This is a genomic window from Saccharothrix stipae, assembly GCF_054781895.1.
In genome coordinates this window covers 1,170,042-1,187,706 of record NZ_BAAGTN010000008.1, presented here as the reverse complement: position 1 = coordinate 1,187,706, position 17,665 = coordinate 1,170,042, and the positions used below count along the sequence as shown (strand labels likewise).

Genomic DNA, 17,665 nt, shown 5'->3' with positions numbered 1-17,665 from the left:
AAGGGATTCTCAGTGGGCGGCGGCGTCCCAGGAACGGCCGACGCCCACTGAGACCTCCATCGCCACCGACAATTCGTACGCACCGCCCATTTGCGCGCGCACCAGGGCCTCAACCTGCTCCCGCTCGCCCTCGGCGATTTCCAGCACCAGTTCGTCGTGCACCTGCAGGAGCATCCGCGACCGCAGGCCCGACTCCTCCAGCGCCCGGAACACGCCGAGCATCGCGACCTTGATGATGTCCGCCGCGCTGCCCTGGATCGGCGCGTTCAACGCCATCCGCTCGGCCATCTCCCGGCGCTGCCGGTTGTCGCTGGTGAGGTCGGGCAGGTAGCGCCGGCGACCGAGGATCGTCTCGGTGTAGCCCTTCTTCCGCGCGTCCTCGACCACGGCGTGCAGGTAGTCGCGCACCCCGCCGAACCGGGCGAAGTACGCCTCCTTCTGCTCCCGCGCCTCGGCCGCCGAGATCCGCAGCTGCTGCGCCAGCCCGTACTCGGACAGCCCGTAGGCCAACCCGTAGGACATGGCCTTCACCCGGCGGCGCTGCTCGCCGGTGACCTCCGAGGTCGGCACGGAGAACGCCCGCGACGCGACGAACGTGTGCAGGTCCTCGCCGCTGCGGAACGCCTCGATCAGGCCCGCGTCCTCGGACAGGTGCGCCATGATCCGCATCTCGATCTGGCTGTAGTCCGCGGTCATCAGCTCGGCGTAGCCCGGCCCGACCACGAACGCCTCGCGGATCCGCCTGCCCTCGTCGGTGCGGATCGGGATGTTCTGGAGGTTCGGGTCGGTGGACGACAGCCGCCCGGTCGCCGCGATCGTCTGGTGGAACGTGGTGTGGATCCGGCCGTCGTCGGCGACCGACTTGAGCAGCCCGTCGACGGTCGACTTCAGCCTGGTCACGTCCCGGTGCGCGAGCAGGTGCTGCAGGAACGGGTGCTGGGTCGACTCGAACAGGTTCTGCAACGCGTCCGCGTCGGTGGTGTACCCGGTCTTGGTCTTCTTCGTCTTCGGCATCTGCAGCTCGTCGAACAGCACCGTCTGCAGCTGCTTGGGCGAGCCGAGGTTGATCTCCTTGCCGATCACCGAGTACGCGTCCTGCGCGGCCTGCTTCACGCCCGCCGCGAAGTGCGCCTCCAGCGCCGCCAGGTGCTCGGCGTCGATCGCGATGCCGACCGCCTCCACCTCGTCCAGCACCAGCATCAACGGCAGCTCCAGGGTCGCCAGCAGCGACTCCTGGCCCGTGGCGACCAGCTCCGCGTCCAGCGCGTCGGCCAGCTCCGCCACCGCGAACGCACGCACGATCGCCGCCTGCGCGGTCTTCTGCCGCTCCTCGTCCTCGTCGGCCAGCAGCGACAGCTGCCCGTCGTCGGGCTCCTCGGCCCGCAGCTCGCGCTTGAGGTAGCGCAGCGCCAGGTCGTCCAGCGCGAACGAGCGCTGGCCGGGCCGCACCAGGTAGGCGGCCAGCGCCGTGTCGCTGTTCACGCCGCGCAGCCGCCAGCCACGCGCCCGCAACCGGCGCAGCGGCAGCTTCAGGTCGTGCGCCGCCTTGGTCACCGACTCGTCGGCCAGCCACGCGGCCAGCGCGTTCTCGTCGGCCTCGGTCAGGGAGGCGACCTCGACGTACCCGCCCTCGCCGCCGACCGCGGCCAGCGCCAGGCCCTCCAGGTCCTCACCGGAGGTGCGGAACGCGATGCCGACCCGGCCGGAGCGCGCGTGCGCGTCGAGCCACGACGCCACCTGGCCGACCGCCACCGCGCCGCCGCTGACCGTGAAGCCCTCCTCGGCCTCCGGCTCGGCGGTGGTCAGGGTGGAGAACAGTCGGTCCCGCAGCACCCGGAACTCCAGCTCGTCGAACAGCCGGTGCACCGCGTCGCGGTCCCACGGCCTGGCCTCCAGCTCCGCCGGGCCCACGGGCAGCTCCACGTCCCGCACCAGCTCGGTGAGCTGCCGGTTCAGCATGATGTTGGCCAGGTTGGCCCGCAGCGCGTCGCCCACCTTGCCCGGCACCTCGTCGACGTGGTCGATGAGCCCGTTCAGCGAGCCGAACTGGGTGAGCAGCTTCACGATCGTCTTCGGGCCGACGCCGGGGGTGTTGGGCAGGTTGTCCGACGAGTCGCCGCGCACCGCCGCGTAGTCGGCGTACAGCTCGGGCGGCACGCCCTGCTTCTCCAGCACCAGCTCAGGGGTGTAGCGGGCCATCTCGGACACGCCCTTGACCGGGTACAGCACCGTCACCTTGTCGGTGACCAGCTGCAACGCGTCGCGGTCGCCGGTGCAGATCAGCACCTCGAAGCCCAGCGCCGTGGCCTGCGTGGTGAGGGTGGCGATCAGGTCGTCAGCCTCGTAGTTCGCCTTGGACAGGGTGGGGATGGACAGCGTGCCCAGCACGTCCTCGATGAGGCTGACCTGGCCGCGGAACTCGTCCGGCGTCTCGCTGCGACCGGCCTTGTACGCAGCGTAGGCCTCGGTGCGGAAGGTCTTGCGCGAGACGTCGAACGCCACCGCGACGTGCGTGGGCTTCTCGTCGCGCAGCAGGTTGATGAGCATCGACGTGAAGCCGTAGACCGCGTTGGTGGTCTGTCCCGTGCCCGTCTGGAAGTTCTCCTTGGGCAGCGCGAAGAAGGCGCGGTAGGCCATGGAGTGGCCGTCGACCAGCAGCAGGCGGGAGGCTTCTGAAGTGCTCACGCGCCGAGTCTAGGGTGGGGGTCCGACAGTTCTGCACCGACTGGAGCAACCGTGACGCCAGCACCCGAGGACATCCCAGGCGCCGACCAGGCCGTCGCGCACGAACAGCTGACCTCGAAGCTCGGCATCGAGATCACCCGATGGGATGCCGATCGGCTGGTCGGCACGATGCCGGTCAAGGGCAACCGGCAGCCGTACGGGCTGCTGCACGGCGGTGCGAACGCGGTGCTGGCCGAGACGCTCGGCTCGGTCGCGGCGGCCATGCACGCGGCGCCGGAGCGGCTGGCCGTGGGGCTGGAGCTGTCCTGCACGCACCACCGGGGCGTCACGGAAGGCGTGGTCACGGGGGTGTGCACGCCGATCCACCGCGGTCGCAGCACCGCCACCTACGAGATCGTGATCACCGACGAGCACGGGCGGCGCGCCTGCACCGCCCGGCTGACCTGCTTCCTCAAGGACGTCCGGAAGGACGACCGGAAGGACGACGCCCCGGCCGAGGACCCACCGAAGGCGTGAACGTGCGGTCCGGTCGTGCCGGGTGTGCAATTCAGGGTGTGCGATCCAGGGGAGAACCGACGAGGCGGAGGTGGGCGTGCGGCGTCTGGTGGCGGTGACGGCCGCGGTGCTGGTGGCGGCCGGGTGCGGTGACGCGCCGGTGGTGGCCGGTCCCGAGACGACGGGGTCGCCGGCGGCGACCTACCCGGTGCCGCCGCAGACCGTGCGGCCGGACGAGAAGCCGCTCAAGATACCCACCACCGCGGACGGCGACACGGCGTTCACGCTGGTCGGGCTCACCACGGAGATCCCGACGCTGATCGGCAGCCACGCCGAGTTCCACGCCAAGGGCCAGTTCGTGCGGATCCGGATGAGCGTGATCAACAACGGCCGCAGCAGCGTGTCGTTCGCCGCGCGCCGGCACGTGCTGGTGGACGACCGCGAGGTCGAGCACACGACGGACAGCCAGGCCATGACGATCAAGCGGCAGCCGGAGACGATCGACCTCGGCGCGAACGTGCGTCTGGAGTACGACGTCTACTACGACCTGCCCAAGGACGCCAAGCCGCTGGCCCTGCGGGTGTACGGCGGGCCGACGCTGACCGACCTGAAGGACGAGTCGAGCACCGAGATCCCGCTGGCCCAGCCGTAGCCGGGCCGGCGGGATCCCGGGTGGGCGGTCAGTGACCGCCGAGGTACGCCGCGCGCACCTGGGGGTCGTCCAGCAGCTCCGGTCCGGGCGCGCTCTTCACGACCCGGCCCGTCTCCAGCACGTACGCGCGGTGGGAGAGCTTCAGCGCCTGCTGCGCGTTCTGCTCGACCAGCAGCACGGTCGTGCCACGCTTGTTGATCTCCTTGATGATCTCGAAGATCTGCGCGATGAGCATGGGCGCGAGGCCCATCGACGGCTCGTCCAGCAGGAGCACCTTCGGCTTGGTCATCAACGCCCGGCCGATGGCGATCATCTGCTGCTCGCCGCCGGACATGGTGCCGCCGAACTGGTTCTTGCGCTCCGCCAGCCGCGGGAACAGCTCGTAGACCTCGGCCAGGTCGGCGTCCAGCGCGTCCTTGCGGGTGTAGGCGCCCATCAGCAGGTTCTCCTGCACCGTCATGCCGGGGAACACGCCGCGGCCTTCCGGTGACTGGCCGATGCCCGCCATGACCCGCTTGTGGCCGGGCATCTTGGAGATGTCCTCGCCGTTGAACAGCACCTGCCCGCTGGTCAGCGGGCGCAGGCCGGAGATGGTCTTCAGCGTGGTCGTCTTGCCCGCGCCGTTGGCGCCGATGAGCGAGACGATCTCACCGTCCTCCACCTGGAGGCTGATGCCCTTGATCGCGGCGATCTTGCCGTAGTGGACGTGGATGTCCTTGATCTCAAGAAGCATCTTCGGACACCCCCAGGTACGCCTCGATGACCTTCGGGTTGTTCTGCACCTCTTGCGGGAGCCCTTCTGCGATCAGCTGGCCGAAGTCCAGCACCGCCACCCGGTCGCTGACGCCCATGACCAGGCTCATGTCGTGCTCGATCAGCAGGACGGTCCGGCCGCTGTCGCGGATCTTGCGGATGAGCGCCTGCAACGACTCCTTCTCGGCCGGGTTCATGCCCGCCGCGGGCTCGTCGAGGAGCAGCAGCTTCGGGTCCGTGGCCAGCGCGCGGGCGATCTCCAGCCGCCGCTGGTCGCCGTAGGGCAGGTTCTTCGCGGTCTCGCTCATCCGGCCGGGGATGCCGACGAAGTCCAGCAGCTCCCGGGCCAGCTCGCGGCCGCGCCTCTCCTCCTTGCGGTGCCAGGGCAGGTTGAGCGTGGCGCCGATCGCACCGGTCTTGTGGTGCGCGTCCGCGCCGACCATCACGTTCTCCAGCGCCGACATGTTGTGGAACAGCCGGATGTTCTGGAACGTGCGGGCGATGCCCAGCTTGGTGATCTTGAACCGCTTGTCGCCGTCGATCCGCGCGCCGTTGAACAGCACTTGGCCCTCGGTGGGCTGGTAGACGCCGGTGACCACGTTGAACACCGTGGTCTTGCCCGCGCCGTTGGGGCCGATCAGGGCGAAGATCTCGCCCTGGGCGATGCTGAGCTTCGCCTCGCGCAGGGCGACCACGCCGCCGAAGCGCATGGTCACGTTGTCCAGCTGAAGGACGGGAGTGCTCACTTGGCCGCCTCCGTCGTCGAGACATCGGTGTCCGGACCCGCGACCTCGGCGCCCATGGTGCCCATGCCGCCGGTGCCCTCGTGCAACTCGGCCTTGCGCCGCCGGGAGGGCAGCAGGCCCTCCGGCCGCAGCGCCATCATCAGCACCAGCACGCCGCCGAACAGCAGGATGCGGTACTCGGCCGGGTCCTTGCCGCCGAGCGCGGCCTTGAGCCAGTCGACCTCGCGGAACCGCTCGGGCAGCCAGGCGATGACGAACGCGCCCAGCATCACGCCGGGCAGGTTGCCCGAGCCGCCGAGCACGACCGCGGCGAGGATGGTCGCGGACAGGATGAACGGGAACGTGTTCGGCTCGATGAACACGGCCTTGCCCGCGTAGATGCCGCCGGCCAGGCCGCCGATCATGGCGCCGATGGCGAACGCGAGCAGCTTGAACTTGAACGTCGGCACGCCCATCAGCTCGGCCGCGTCCTCGTCCTCGCGGATCGCCGCCCACGCACGGCCGACCCGGCTCTTCTGCAACCGCACCGAGAAGATGATGACCAGCACGATGGCGATCAGCATCAGGTAGTAGTACGGCGCGGGCAGGAGCGCGAACTCGACCACGCCGGGGATGTCCGGCGGGTGCGGCACGTTGGTGATGCCGCGCGCGCCGCCGATCTCGTCGGTGTTGTTCGCGGTGATGCGGACGATCTCACCGAAGCCGAGCGTGACGATCGCCAGGTAGTCGCCGCGCAGGCGCAGCGTCGGCGCGCCGAGGATGACGCCGGAGACGGCGGCCAGCAGGATGCCGAACACCACGGTCGCCCAGTAGTTCCAGCCGTACTGGGTGGCGAAGTAGGCCACCGAGTAGCCGCCGATCGCGAAGAACGCGACGAAACCGAGGTCGAGCAGACCCGCCTGGCCGACCACCACGTTCAGGCCGATGGCCAGCAGCATGTAGGTGCCGATCGGGTAGATCAGCACGGTCGTCCAGTCCGAACCGGGCGACATGAACTCGCCGATCACCGGCGCGGGCAGGATCAGCGCGAACACGATCGCGCCGAGGTACACGAGGTACCGCTGCCACACCTTGGCGTGTTCCCACCAGTCGCGGGCGCCGTCGAACAGGGCGCCCACGCGCCTCAACGGATTCGCGTTGCCAGTCACTCCGTTGCCTTTCATGCGCGGGCCTTCTGCAGGGATTCGCCCAGGATGCCGGTGGGCCGGAACATCAGCACGACCACCAGCACGGTGAACGCGATCACGTCCTTCCACTCCGACCCCAGGAAGATCGCGCCCCAGTTCTCGATGAGACCGAGCACGATACCGCCGAGGAGGGCGCCGCGAAGGTTGCCGATACCGCCGAGCACGGCGGCGGTGAACGCCTTGATGCCGAGCACGAAACCGACGTTGAAAACTGTGTTCTCGAACTCCATCAGGTACAGCGCGCCGGCGACGCCCGCCATCGCGCCGCCGAGCAGGAACGTGATCCGCACGATGTTGTCGATGCTGACGCCCATCAGGACGGCGGCCTCGGGGTCCTGGGCGGTGGCGCGGATGCCGCGGCCGATCTTGGTCTTGTTCACCAGGCGGTCCAGCGCGATCATCATGATGACCGCGGCGACCACCACGATGATGTGGTCGGTGCGGATGGCCGCGTTGCCGACGGTGAACACCGTGTCGCGGTCCACGAGGCGGGGCGAGGACTGCTGGTTGCGCCCGGGCTTGCCGGTCAACCAGGGGATGATGACCAGCGCGAACAGCTCTTGCAGGAACAGCGACGCGCCGATCGCGGAGATCAGCGCGGTGAGCCGGGTGGCCCCCTTCCTGCGCAGCGGCCGGTAGGCCACCAGCTCCAGCAGGACCGCGGCGCCGCCGGAGATCGCGGCGGAGAGCACGATGATCAACAGCATCACGCCGAACAGCGCGATCCCGGTCAGCGGCGACGCGGGCGCGATCGCGGTGATCACCACGAGCGACGTGAACGTGCCGATCATGAAGATCTCGGAGTGCGCGAAGTTGATCAGACGCAGCACGCCGTAGACCATCGTGTAGCCGAGGGCGACGAGCGCGTAGATGGAGCCGAACACCAGTCCGCCCACCGTGCTGGGTAGGAACTGGTTGAGGAAATCATCAAGCATGACAGGTTTGCCTCACGAGACGGGCGGGGAGAGAAACTTCGCCATAGTGGTGGGGAGCGGGAGCAGTCGTTCCCACGACGCTCCCGCTCCCCAGCGCGCTAGCTTGCTTGCCTGATCCTCGGCGGATCAGCCCTCCAGCTTCGCTTCCTCCGCCGGACCGAGCAGCTTGAGAACCCCGCCCTTGACCTGGTAGACGAAGATCGCGTTGTTCTCCGGCTCGCCGTTCGCCTTGAACTTGATCGGCTTGGAGATGCCCTCGAACTCGACTGTCTTCAGGTACGCGTTGATCTTCTCGCCGGTGGTGTTGCCCGCCTCGACGGCCTTGATGAAGGCGGTGGCAGCGTCGTAACCCTCGGTCGCGTAGATCGCCGGGTCGGTGTTGGCGCTCTTCTTGTAGTTGTCCGCGAACGTCTTCAGCTCGCCGGTGGCCTCACCGAACGGGATCTTGCACGGGCAGGCGAGGACGGCGCCCTCGGCGGCCTCGGTACCAGCGCCGGTCACCAGCTGCTGGTCGAGCGAGCCGTCACCGGAGGCGAACGTGGCCTTCACGCCACCGTCGCGCAGCTGCTTGAGCAGGCGGCCGGCCTGCGCGTAGTAGCCACCGAAGACGATCACGTCCGGGTTGGACGCGGCGACCTTCGTGACGGTGGACGAGTAGTCCGACGCGTCCTTGGCGAACTTGTCGCGCTCGACCGCGACGCCCGAGCCCTCGAACGACTTGGCGACGGCGTCGGCCAGGCCGACGCTGTACTCCTGGTCGTCGGACAGGACGAACGCCTTCTTCGGGCTCTTCGCCTTGACCAGGAAGTCGGCGATGCCGGGGCCCTGGTCGTCGTCGTTGGCCACGACGCGGTGCCAGTAGGTCCAGTTGTTCTTGGCCAGACCGGGGTTCGTGGCGGACGGCGAGACGCTGGGGATCTTGCCCTCCTCCAGCTGGCCGCCGATGGCCTTGGACTCACCGGAGAAGGCCGGGCCGATCAGGCCGACGATCTTGTCCTGGGTGACCGCCTTCGTGATCAGCGAGGTCGCCTGGTCCGGCTTGCCCTGGCTGTCGTACTGGACCAGCTCGATCTTGACCTTGGGGTTCTTGGCGTTGTGCTCCTCGACCGCCATCACGGCCCCGTTCCGGGGCGGGATCACGATCGCCGAGTTCTCACCGGTGAGGTCACCCATGAACCCGATCTTGACCGACGTGACTTCGCCACCCGCGTCGCCACCGCCGCCGCCTCCAGCGCAAGCCGCGAGCACCAGCGACGAAGCCGCCGCCAGCACCAGAACTCGGCCGAGTCGTGCTCCTGACACCGGAATACCTCCCATGACACCAACCATCCCGCCGGTAGGCGGAGCCCTCACACGAGGGCGTGGGTTAGGGCAGGAACGTAGCTTCAGTTGAGTTCGCTGAACAGGTGGTCTTACTGCTCTGTGTCCACATCGTGACGGTAGTCACCGGGAAATGCCCTACGGTTAAGAAGGTTAAATCCAGCTCAAATCGCCGCAGGTCACAACACCAATGCGGGCAGTAACCGAGAATGACCCGGCCGACTGTCCGATACTCGAACGTGTATCACTCGCGGGGATACTCACCCGAAGTTTTCGATGACGGCTTCGGCCACGGCCTTCATGGTCGTGCGCCGGTCCATCGCGGTGCGCTGCACCCAGCGGAATGCCTCGGGCTCCGACAGACCCTGCTTGGTCATCAGCAATCCCTTGGCGCGTTCGACGACCTTGCGCGTCTCCAGCCGCTCGGTCAGCCCCGCGACCTCGTTCTCCAGCGCCTGCAACTCCGCGAACCGGCTCATCGCCAGCTCGATGGCGGGCACCAGGTCGCGCTTGGCGAACGGCTTGACCAGGTACGCCATCGCGCCCGCGTCCCGCGCGCGCTCCACCAGGTCGCGCTGGCTGAACGCGGTGAGGATGACGACCGGCGCGATGCGCTTGCCCGCGATCACCGACGCGGCCTCGATGCCGTCGACCTTCGGCATCTTCACGTCCATGATGACCAGGTCGGGCCGCAACTCGGTGGCCAGCGTGACCGCCTCGTCGCCGTCGGCGGCCTGACCGGCCACCTCGTACCCCTCTTCGCGCAGCATCTCGACCAGGTCGAGGCGGATGAGGGCTTCGTCCTCGGCCACGAGCACGCGCCGGGGCGCGACCTCGGGCTGGGCCTCGGCAGCCTGATGGGTCACCGGGGTCCTCCTGACACTCTGACGGCGGCTCGACGCGGTCGCGTCGGGCGAAACCGCAGTCTACCGGCGTGCCCGGCTCCGCCCGCTCGGTTGGGCCGTGATCACGGCCACCGGCGCCGACTTGGTCGGCTCGGACGGATCCGCTGCGCCGAACGCCACGGGTCGGCACCACCCTTGGCGGGCGTCCCCGCCAAGGGTGTCCGACTCACCGCACCGCTCGCGGCGGGTCCCGCCGGGCCGGCGGTACCGCACTCACCGCACCGCTTGCGGCGGTTCCCACCAGCCGGTGACGCCCTGCGGCCACTCGACCGCGGCCAGCGCGGACTCGTGCTCGGGGTCCGGGCCGTCGACCTCGCGCAGGAACAGGTCGTACCACCCGGTGGAGATGCCGAGGCCACCGCCGGCACTGGGAACTTCCACAGAACCGGGCAGGCCGAACACGGGGTGCAGCAGCCGGTCGGCGATCTTCGGCACGCCCAGGCCCGCGGGCCACTCCACCCACCACTGGTCGCCCCGCGCCAACGCGCGCACCCACGGCGCGGCGCCGAACAGGCGGTAGCGGCGCAGCACCGCGCTGCCCACGCCCGTCGGGTACGGCGTCTCGTCCAGGTGGTCGCGCTCGACCGCGGTGAGCGGGCCGTCGAGGAACACGCCGCCCATGCCACGGCCTTCGAGCAGGTTGTGCACGTACTTCAGCCCGTCGGCCCACGCCCGCTCGTCCACGCCCGCGAGGTGCACCGCGGCGTCGAGCCCGACCAGCCGCAGCTCCACCGACCGCGGGTGGTGGGTGACGCGCAGGCCGGCCACGCCCGCCACCCACGACTCGTCGCGGCGCGGCAGCAGCTCGTACAGCAGCGGACCCAGGGCGTGCTCGGTGAGGTGCACGCGCGGTCGCCCGGTCGGCTCCACGGTGCGGAACGCGTGCGCCGGGCGCAACATGCTGGCCGGCGGGCGCAGCTGGAGGTGCCCGGCGGCGTCCAGACCCGCTTTCAGCACCACGCATTCGAGCACCCGCTGGTCGTCGCCCTCCGCGTCGGGCAGGAACAGGCCGCGCACGTCGGCCTTGCCGCGCAACGCGTCGACCACGCGTTCGCGGACGTCGCCGGGCAGGTCGTGCAGCACCGCCTTCACCGCGGGCACGGCCTGGGTGAGGTTCTCGCCGGTGTAGCTCCGGCGTAGGTCGACCAGCTGCTCGGTCAACGACGATCGCGCCATGGCAGTCCTCGCTCCCGCCGCCCGGCTCGGCGCAACAAGGACGCGTCACGCGTCGTTCAACGGTCTTCGGTGGTCCTCCATGAGCAGGGGTGCCCTCACCCCGCGGCGGATCACGCCACCCGGTTGCCGGGGAGTGGCTCCAGCCTCACGTCTGCTCACACACGCCGTCACCGACGATAGCAAAAGGCGCACGCGGCCCAGGTCCGCCCGGCACTCCAGTACGTCCGGCACTCCCGCACCTGCGGCTCGGCGGCGCGTGGTGACATCGCCGGTGGCGTTGCCGGGAAGGCCTGGCGTCCCTAGCGTCAGGCTCATGGTGAGCGGGGCGGAGCGGTTGCTGGGTGTGCTGGCCGCGCACGGCGTCGAAGTCGTGTTCGGGCTGCCCGGTGTGCACAACCTGCCCGTGTGGGAGGCGCTGCGGACCTCCGGCATCCGGCTGGTCGGCGTCCGGCACGAGCAGACCGCGGTGTACGCGGCCGATGGCTACGCCAGGGCGACCGGTCGGCTGGGCGTCGCGCTGGTGACCACCGGTCCGGGCGCGGCCAACTGCCTCGGCGCGACCGGCGAGGCCTACGCCTCCGGGTCGCCGGTGCTGGTCATCGCCACCGACATCCCGTCGACGCTGCGCCGCCCCGGCGAGTACCGGGGCACCCTGCACGAGACGCGTGACCAGCGGGCGATGTTCCTGCCGGTGGTCAAGGGCGGGTGGACGCTGCGGGCGGCCGAGTCGATCGGCACCTACGCCGACAGCGCCGCGCTGCTGGCCACCACCGCACCGCACGGGCCGGTGTACCTGGGCGTGCCGACCGACTTCCTCACCGCGGACGCCGGCGGGTGGAGCCGGATCCCGACCCGTGCGCCGGCCGTGCCGGACGTGAGCGCGGGGGTGGCGTTGGTGGCGGCCGCCGAGCGCCCGCTGATCTGGGCCGGTGGCGGTGCCGCGCGGTCGGGCGCGGGCGAGGCGGTCGCCGGGTTGGCCGAGCGGATCGGCGCCCCGATCGTCACCACGTACGGCGCGCGGGGGTTCGTCGACCACCCGCACGTGGTCCACGGGCCGGTGCAGCTGCCCGAGGTCGGCGCCCTGTGGGACGACGCGGACCTGGTCATCGGGGTCGGCAGCGACTTCGACGGGATGATGACCCAGAACTGGTCACAGCCCGCGCCGCCCGGGCTGCTGAACATCAACGTGGAGGCCATCCGCAACTACCGGCCCGACGTGACGCTGCGCGGTGACGCGCGGATGGTGGTGTCGGCGCTGGCCGAGGCGGTGCCCGCGCGTGCCGACACCGGCGTCGCCGAGCGGGTGGCCGAGCTGAACGACCTGGTGCGCAAGGCGGTGGAGGCGGACGAGCCGCGGGCGGTGCCCCTGCTGGAGGCGCTGGAAGGGCGCCGGGTGGTGGCCGACATGTGCGTGGCCGGGTACTGGGTCGGCGGGTTCGGCCGGATCACCCGGCCGCGCGGGCTGGCGTACCCGGTGGGGTGGGGCACGCTGGGGTTCGGCTTCCCGGCGGCGCTGGGCGCGGCGTTGACCGGTCGGGTGGTCGCGGTCTGCGGCGACGGCGGGTTCCTGTTCGCGTGCGGCGACCTGGCCACCGCCGCGCAGGAGCGGCTGCCGGTGACCGTGGTGCTGGTAGACGACGACGGGTACGGGATGCTGCGGCACGACCAGGTGCGGGCCGGGCACGAGCCGTTCGGGGTGGACCTGCGGTCGCCGGACTTCGTCGCGCTGGCGGGCAGCTTCGGCATCGAGGCCTCCCTTGTGGACGGTTTCGGCGCGGCGTTCCGCGAGCGGCTGGACGAGTACGCGGCCCGGCCGGGGCCGAACGTCCTGGTCGTGCGGACGGCGGCGCTGAAGCCACCGGTCACCACCTCGCCGCGTTGGTACCGGAAGAACGGCGTGACCTAAGGTGTCGAACATGAGTTCGAACGAACGCGTGTGGCCCGCGGCGGACGCCGACGACGAGCTGCGGTTGCTGACCGACTTCCTGACCTTCCTGCGGCTGACGGCGGTGGCCAAGGTGGAGGGCCTGAGCTGGGCCGACGCCTCCGCCACGCCGATACCGACGTCGCCGGTGGTGAGCGCGCTCGGCGTGCTGCGGCACCTGACGGCGGTGGAGCGGTGGTGGCTGTCGATCGAGGTGGGCGGGGTGGAGCTGCCGTCGCTGTGGGGCGAGGACGCGGACGCGTCGTGGCGGTTGCACGAGGGCGACACGGTGGAGTCGGTGATCGCCGAGTACCGCGCCGAGTGGGAGCGGTCGGCCCGTGCGCTGGAAGGGCTGGGGCCGGCCGACCGCACGCGCGGCGACCACGACGGCAACGGCCGCACGGTGCGCTGGGTGCTGGCCCACCTGGTGCAGGAGACCGGCCGGCACGTCGGCCACCTGGACTTCCTGCGCGAGCTGGCGGACGGCGGGAAGGGCGAGTAGCGCCGCCGGGATCGCCCGCCGCCCGCGCGGCGCCGGAGCCGCCGTCGAGGCGGGCCCGCGTTCCGGCCGATCGCCCCCTTGGCACCCGGCCGCCCGCGGACGACGCTGGGCACATGCCGACCTACGTGTCCACGAACCCCGCCGACCTGTCCGATGTCGTCACGCGCGTCGACCTGGTCGGCGCGGAGGAGTTCGCCGCCGCCGCGCGTCGGGCGCACCAGGCCCAGCGGGAGTGGGCGCGGGTGCCCGCGCCGGTGCGCGGGCAGGTGGTGGCGAACGTCGGGCGGCTGGTCGAGGCGAACGCCGAGGCGCTGGCCCGGATCGTGGCCAGGGAGATCGGCAAACCCCTGCCCGAGGCGCGCGGGGAGGTGCAGGAGGTGGTGGACACCTGCACGTTCTTCTCGGGCGAGGGGCGCCGGCTCTACGGGCAGACCGTGCCCTCGGAGATGCCGGACAAGCAGTTGTTCACGTTCCGCGAACCGGTCGGGGTGGCGGCGGTCGTCACCGCGGGCAACTTCCCGGTGGCCGTGCCGTCGTGGAGCATCGTGCCCGCGCTGCTGTGCGGCAACTCGGTGGTGTGGAAGCCCGCCGAGTACTCGGCCGCCTGCGCGCGGGCCTTCCACGACCTCGTGACGCGCGCCGGCGTGCCCGCCGGGCTGTTCGAGATCGTCTTCGCCGACGGCGAGGAGACCTTCCGCGGCCTGGAACTGGCGCTCGGTGAGCGGTCCGTGCACAAGGTCGCGTTCACCGGCTCGTCCGCGGTGGGGTCGCGGATCGGCGAGCTGTGCGGGCGGCACCTCCAGACGCCGTGCCTCGAACTGGGCGGCAAGAACCCGATGGTCGTCACCGAGGACGCCGACCTCGACCTGGCGGCGCGGGGCGCGTTGTTCTCCGGGTTCGGCACCGGCGGGCAGCGGTGCACGTCGTTGGGCACGGTGATCGTGCACGAAGGGGTGCACGACGAGTTCGTGCGCCGGTTCGCCGCCGCCACCGAGGCCGCCGTCGTCGGCGACCCGTTCGACGACGTGCTGTACGGGCCGATGATGGACCGGAAGTTCGCGCAGGGCTTCGAGGAGCACCTGGGCTGGATCCGCGACCACCACGTCACGCACGGCTCCACGGGCCTCGGCAGGATCACGGGAGCCAACCCCCGCAAGGGTTTCCGCGGCGACCCGGACCGCGGCCTGTTCTACCACCCGGTCGTGGTGGCCGGCGTCCGCCCGGACGACGACGTGTTCCGGCACGAGACGTTCGGGCCGATCGTGGGCGTCACCTCCTACCGCGCGCTGGACGAGGCGATCGAACTGGGCAACCTGCCCGGCTACGGCCTGTCGTGCGCGATCTACACCACGGACCCGGCGAAGGCGTTCGCGTTCCGGGCCGGCATCGGCGCGGGCATGGTGAGCGTCAACAACTCGACCTCCGGCGCGGAGGCGCACCTGCCGTTCGGCGGGAACGGCAAGTCGGGCAACGGTTCCCGGCAGTCCGGGGTGTGGGTGCTCGACCAGTTCACCCGCTGGCAGTCGATGAACTGGGACCACTCGGGGTCGTTGCAGAAGGCGCAGATGGACACGCTCGCGGTCGAGGCGGACCTCGACTTCCGGCTGGCCTGACCGGGGATCGGCGGCGTCGGTGCGCGGACGGGGTGACGTGGGCCGAGGCGGTCATCGCGGACTTCGGGCGGGTGTCGGTGGCGGTCCGCCGACCTGACCGGACACCGCCGCCCGCACTCGGTGGTACCGCTAGCGGGTGAACGGGCGTGCGCCGTCCGGCGGCGGCTGATTGGATCAACGCCCATGCGCCATCTGGTAGCGGTGCTCGCCGCGCTCGTGCTGTCCCTGCCCGCCGCGACCGCGTCCGCCGCGCCGTCGGCGCCCGCGCGGGCGGACGTCGACTTCACCGGCGCCGTGTCGATGAACGGCTGCTCCGGCTCGGTGGTCCGGCCGCCCGACCACCGGCCGTCCGACCCGGCCCTGGTCCTGACGAACGGGCACTGCGTGCGGTTCATGGACCCCGGCGAGGTCACCGTCGACCAGCCGGCGGACCGGAAGTTCACCCTGCTCGACCGGGACGGCGAGGGCTCGCTGGGCACGCTGCGCGCGACCGGCCTGGTCTACGCGACGATGACCACCACCGATGTCGCGCTCTACCGGCTCACCGCCACCTACGGCGAGGTCGAGGCGCTGGGCGCGCGGGCGCTGGAGCTCTCGCCGGAGCGCCCGGCCGCCGGCATCGAGATCCGCGTGGTGTCCGGCTACTGGCAGCGCATCTACTCCTGCCAGGCCGACGGCTACGTGCACGAGTTGCGCGAGGGCCGGTGGAGCTGGCAGGACTCCATGCGCTACACCGAGGCGTGCCGCACGAGGGGCGGCACGTCGGGCTCGCCGGTGGTGGACGCCGCCACCGGCAAGGTGGTCGCGGTGAACAACACCGGCAACGAGGACGGCGAGCGGTGCACGGTCAACAACCCGTGCGAGGTCGACGCCAACGGCGAGATCACCGTGCGCCAGGGCATCGGGTACGCCCAGCAGACCCACCAGATCGTGCCGTGCCTGACCGGGGGCGGCCGGGTGGACCTGAGCGCCCCGGGCTGCGGGCTGCCGCGCCCGCAGGCGGGCTGGCACCGCTCGCCGGACGTCCGCGGGCCGGCCCGTTCTACCCTGGAGCCATGACCGAACCGTGGGGTGACACCGACAAGATCCGCCGCGTCCTTGCCGACGGCAAGACGTGGGCCGTCGTCGGGCTGGCCGACCACCCGAACCGCGCCGCCTACGGCGTGGCCAGGTTCCTCCAGCAGCGCGGCAAGCGGATCGTGCCCGTGCACCCGGACGCGCCGACCGTGCACGGCGAGCAGGGCTACGCGACGCTGGCCGACATCCCGTTCCCGGTCGACGTGGTCGACGTGTTCCGCAGGTCCGAGGCCGCGGGCCAATTCGCCGACGAGGCGGTGGAGATCGGCGCGAAGGCGGTGTGGTTCCAGCTCGACGTGCTCGACGAGGCCGCGTACGAGCGGGCCACGGCGGCCGGGCTGGACGTGGTCATGGACCGGTGCCCCGCCATCGAGTGGCCCGCGCACGGACCGCGCTGATCGCCGCCGCACCGCCCGCTCAGCCGGCCTGGCGCCGGGCGGTGACCTCGATCTCGATGCGCATCCTCGGGTCGGCCAGGCCGCACTCCAGCATCGTGGCGGCCGGGCGCACGTCGCCGAACACCGCCCGCAGCACGGGCCAGCACGGCTCGAAGTCCGCGGCGTCGGGCAGGTAGTAGGTCACGCGCACCACGTCGGCGAAGCCGGACCCCGCCTCGGCCAGCGCCGCACCGATGTTGGCCAGGCACTGCTCGGCCTGCGCCACCACGTCGTCGGAGATGGTCATCGCGGCGTAGTCGAAACCGGTCGTGCCCGAGACGTGCACCCAGTCGCCGTCGACGACGGCCCGCGCGTAGCCGATCTGCTCTTCGAAGGTGGAACCGGACAGGATGGCTCGTCTCATGGGGTGCACCCTAAGTGCCGCGCGCGCCGACCTCGCAGCGGTTTCCGCGCGGCGATAGCAGGCGTATGGAGGCGGTGGGTAACCTGCCCGCCATGCCGGTCGTCGCGCTCAACGGGATCAACCTCAGCTACCAGGTGGAGGGCGAGGGCGACCTCGTCGTCATGGTGATGGGCACCGGCAGCCCGGGCCGGGTGTGGCACGCGCACCAGGTGCCCGCGCTGCGGGCGGCCGGGTTCCGGGTGGCGACGGTCGACAACCGGGGCATCCCGCCGACCGACGAGTGCGCGTCCGGGATGGTGATCGAGGACCTGGTCGGCGACGTCGCGGCGTTGGTCGAGTCGCTGGGCGGGCGGGCCCACGTGGTCGGCACCTCCATGGGCGCGCGGGTGACGCAGGAACTCGCGCTGGCCCGACCGGACCTGGTGTCGAAGGCGGTGCTGCTGGCGACGGCGGGCCGCAACGACGCCGTGCAGACCGCGTTGTCGCGGGGCGAGCGGGAGCTGCACGACCAGGGGATCACCCTGCCCGCGCGGTACTTCGCGGCGGTGAACGCGGTGCTGAACCTCTCCCCCGCGACGCTGCGCGACCCGGTGGGTGTGCGGGACTGGCTGGACGTGTTCGAGTACACCGGGTCGGCGGTGAGCAAGGGCGTGCGGGCCCAGATGGAGATGAACGAGTTCGACGACCGGCTCGACGCCTACCGCGCCATCACCGTGCCGTGCATGGTGGTGGGCTTCGCCGACGACCGGGTGCTGCCCGCCCACCTGGCCCGCGAGGTGGCCGCGGCCATCCCGGGCGCGCGGTACGAGGAGGTGGCCGACGCGGGCCACTTCGGCTTCCTCGAACAGCCGGCCGCGGTGAACCGGCTGCTGGTCGACTTCCTCCGGGGCTGAA

The 17,665-nt window shown here is 71.0% G+C and carries 17 protein-coding genes; 8 read left to right on the top strand and 9 right to left on the bottom strand.

The features are described 5' to 3' along the window. Positions 1-9: 9 nt before the first annotated feature. Positions 10-2,685 (bottom strand): DNA polymerase I, encoded by a 2,676-nt coding sequence (gene polA, locus ACYVLT_RS22420; RefSeq protein ID WP_461122120.1) that lies wholly within the window; start codon positions 2,683-2,685, stop codon positions 10-12. A gap of 51 nt (positions 2,686-2,736) precedes the next feature. Here polA and ACYVLT_RS22415 point away from each other — a divergent pair, with 51 nt between their 5' ends. Next, positions 2,737-3,201 carry a hotdog fold thioesterase gene (locus tag ACYVLT_RS22415; protein ID WP_461122119.1) on the top strand — a complete coding sequence of 155 codons (465 nt, stop codon included), beginning with the start codon at positions 2,737-2,739 and terminating at the stop codon, positions 3,199-3,201. A gap of 76 nt (positions 3,202-3,277) precedes the next feature. Further along, positions 3,278-3,832 carry a DUF4352 domain-containing protein gene (locus ACYVLT_RS22410; RefSeq protein WP_461122118.1) on the top strand — a complete coding sequence of 185 codons (555 nt, stop codon included), beginning with the start codon at positions 3,278-3,280 and terminating at the stop codon, positions 3,830-3,832. A gap of 28 nt (positions 3,833-3,860) precedes the next feature. Here ACYVLT_RS22410 and ACYVLT_RS22405 read toward each other — a convergent pair whose 3' ends face one another. The 7 genes from ACYVLT_RS22405 to ACYVLT_RS22375 form a co-directional block, all read right to left on the bottom strand. Further along, complete coding sequence (locus tag ACYVLT_RS22405) at positions 3,861-4,565, bottom strand: ABC transporter ATP-binding protein (protein WP_360457282.1); 705 nt, start codon at positions 4,563-4,565, stop codon at positions 3,861-3,863. Beyond that, positions 4,555-5,295, bottom strand: a complete 741-nt coding sequence (locus tag ACYVLT_RS22400) for an ABC transporter ATP-binding protein (protein WP_461122270.1) — start codon at positions 5,293-5,295, stop codon at positions 4,555-4,557. Before ACYVLT_RS22400 ends, ACYVLT_RS22405 begins: the two co-directional genes overlap by 11 nt. A gap of 32 nt (positions 5,296-5,327) precedes the next feature. Continuing rightward, positions 5,328-6,494, bottom strand: coding sequence for a branched-chain amino acid ABC transporter permease (locus ACYVLT_RS22395; protein WP_461122117.1), 1,167 nt, complete (start codon positions 6,492-6,494; stop codon positions 5,328-5,330). Continuing rightward, entirely contained in the window at positions 6,491-7,453 is a 963-nt protein-coding gene (locus ACYVLT_RS22390; protein ID WP_461122116.1) for a branched-chain amino acid ABC transporter permease, read from the bottom strand. The genes ACYVLT_RS22395 and ACYVLT_RS22390 overlap by 4 nt, the downstream gene beginning before the upstream one ends. Before the next feature lie 126 nt (positions 7,454-7,579). Further along, positions 7,580-8,755: a branched-chain amino acid ABC transporter substrate-binding protein gene (locus ACYVLT_RS22385; RefSeq protein ID WP_461122115.1), complete on the bottom strand. Its 1,176-nt coding sequence runs from the start codon at positions 8,753-8,755 to the stop codon at positions 7,580-7,582. 278 nt (positions 8,756-9,033) lie between these two features. Then, positions 9,034-9,639: an ANTAR domain-containing response regulator gene (locus tag ACYVLT_RS22380; protein WP_053718528.1), complete on the bottom strand. Its 606-nt coding sequence runs from the start codon at positions 9,637-9,639 to the stop codon at positions 9,034-9,036. Between the two features lie 252 nt (positions 9,640-9,891). Then, positions 9,892-10,854, bottom strand: a complete 963-nt coding sequence (locus tag ACYVLT_RS22375) for a hypothetical protein (RefSeq protein WP_461122114.1) — start codon at positions 10,852-10,854, stop codon at positions 9,892-9,894. Between the two features lie 313 nt (positions 10,855-11,167). Between ACYVLT_RS22375 and ACYVLT_RS22370 the strand changes: the two genes are divergently transcribed. The 5 genes from ACYVLT_RS22370 to ACYVLT_RS22350 all read left to right on the top strand — a co-directional run bounded on the left by ACYVLT_RS22370 (position 11,168) and on the right by ACYVLT_RS22350 (position 16,368). After that, on the top strand, positions 11,168-12,760 hold the full coding sequence (locus ACYVLT_RS22370) for a thiamine pyrophosphate-binding protein (protein ID WP_461122113.1): 1,593 nt from the start codon (positions 11,168-11,170) through the stop codon (positions 12,758-12,760). 1 nt (position 12,761) lies between these two features. Continuing rightward, positions 12,762-13,280, top strand: a complete 519-nt coding sequence (locus tag ACYVLT_RS22365) for a DinB family protein (protein WP_461122112.1) — start codon at positions 12,762-12,764, stop codon at positions 13,278-13,280. Positions 13,281-13,393: 113 nt separating this feature from the next. Next, a complete protein-coding gene (locus ACYVLT_RS22360; RefSeq protein ID WP_461122111.1) occupies positions 13,394-14,893 on the top strand; it encodes an aldehyde dehydrogenase family protein in 1,500 nt (499 codons plus the stop codon). A 183-nt stretch (positions 14,894-15,076) separates the two neighbouring features. Continuing rightward, a complete protein-coding gene (locus ACYVLT_RS22355; protein WP_461122110.1) occupies positions 15,077-15,952 on the top strand; it encodes a S1 family peptidase in 876 nt (291 codons plus the stop codon). Continuing rightward, entirely contained in the window at positions 15,949-16,368 is a 420-nt protein-coding gene (locus ACYVLT_RS22350) for a CoA-binding protein (protein ID WP_461122109.1), read from the top strand. Before ACYVLT_RS22355 ends, ACYVLT_RS22350 begins: the two co-directional genes overlap by 4 nt. Before the next feature lie 19 nt (positions 16,369-16,387). Here ACYVLT_RS22350 and ACYVLT_RS22345 read toward each other — a convergent pair whose 3' ends face one another. Beyond that, on the bottom strand, positions 16,388-16,771 hold the full coding sequence (locus tag ACYVLT_RS22345) for a RidA family protein (RefSeq protein ID WP_461122108.1): 384 nt from the start codon (positions 16,769-16,771) through the stop codon (positions 16,388-16,390). Positions 16,772-16,863: 92 nt separating this feature from the next. On the opposite strand from ACYVLT_RS22345, the gene ACYVLT_RS22340 reads away from it, so the two are divergent. Beyond that, positions 16,864-17,664, top strand: coding sequence for an alpha/beta fold hydrolase (locus ACYVLT_RS22340; protein ID WP_461122107.1), 801 nt, complete (start codon positions 16,864-16,866; stop codon positions 17,662-17,664). Position 17,665 lies beyond the last annotated feature (1 nt).

What these genes read in the sequence shown, in the direction of transcription:
- ACYVLT_RS22345 (WP_461122108.1), bottom strand. Translation starts at nt 16,771, where the DNA reads ATGAGACGAGCCATCCTGTCCGGTTCCACCTTCGAAGAGCAGATCGGC.
- ACYVLT_RS22370 (WP_461122113.1), top strand. Translation starts at nt 11,168, where the DNA reads ATGGTGAGCGGGGCGGAGCGGTTGCTGGGTGTGCTGGCCGCGCACGGC.
- ACYVLT_RS22360 (WP_461122111.1), top strand. Translation starts at nt 13,394, where the DNA reads ATGCCGACCTACGTGTCCACGAACCCCGCCGACCTGTCCGATGTCGTC.
- ACYVLT_RS22350 (WP_461122109.1), top strand. Translation starts at nt 15,949, where the DNA reads ATGACCGAACCGTGGGGTGACACCGACAAGATCCGCCGCGTCCTTGCC.
- ACYVLT_RS22400 (WP_461122270.1), bottom strand. Translation starts at nt 5,295, where the DNA reads ATGCGCTTCGGCGGCGTGGTCGCCCTGCGCGAGGCGAAGCTCAGCATC.
- ACYVLT_RS22340 (WP_461122107.1), top strand. Translation starts at nt 16,864, where the DNA reads ATGCCGGTCGTCGCGCTCAACGGGATCAACCTCAGCTACCAGGTGGAG.
- ACYVLT_RS22405 (WP_360457282.1), bottom strand. Translation starts at nt 4,565, where the DNA reads ATGCTTCTTGAGATCAAGGACATCCACGTCCACTACGGCAAGATCGCC.
- ACYVLT_RS22355 (WP_461122110.1), top strand. Translation starts at nt 15,077, where the DNA reads ATGCGCCATCTGGTAGCGGTGCTCGCCGCGCTCGTGCTGTCCCTGCCC.
- ACYVLT_RS22390 (WP_461122116.1), bottom strand. Translation starts at nt 7,453, where the DNA reads ATGCTTGATGATTTCCTCAACCAGTTCCTACCCAGCACGGTGGGCGGA.
- ACYVLT_RS22375 (WP_461122114.1), bottom strand. Translation starts at nt 10,854, where the DNA reads ATGGCGCGATCGTCGTTGACCGAGCAGCTGGTCGACCTACGCCGGAGC.
- ACYVLT_RS22395 (WP_461122117.1), bottom strand. Translation starts at nt 6,494, where the DNA reads ATGAAAGGCAACGGAGTGACTGGCAACGCGAATCCGTTGAGGCGCGTG.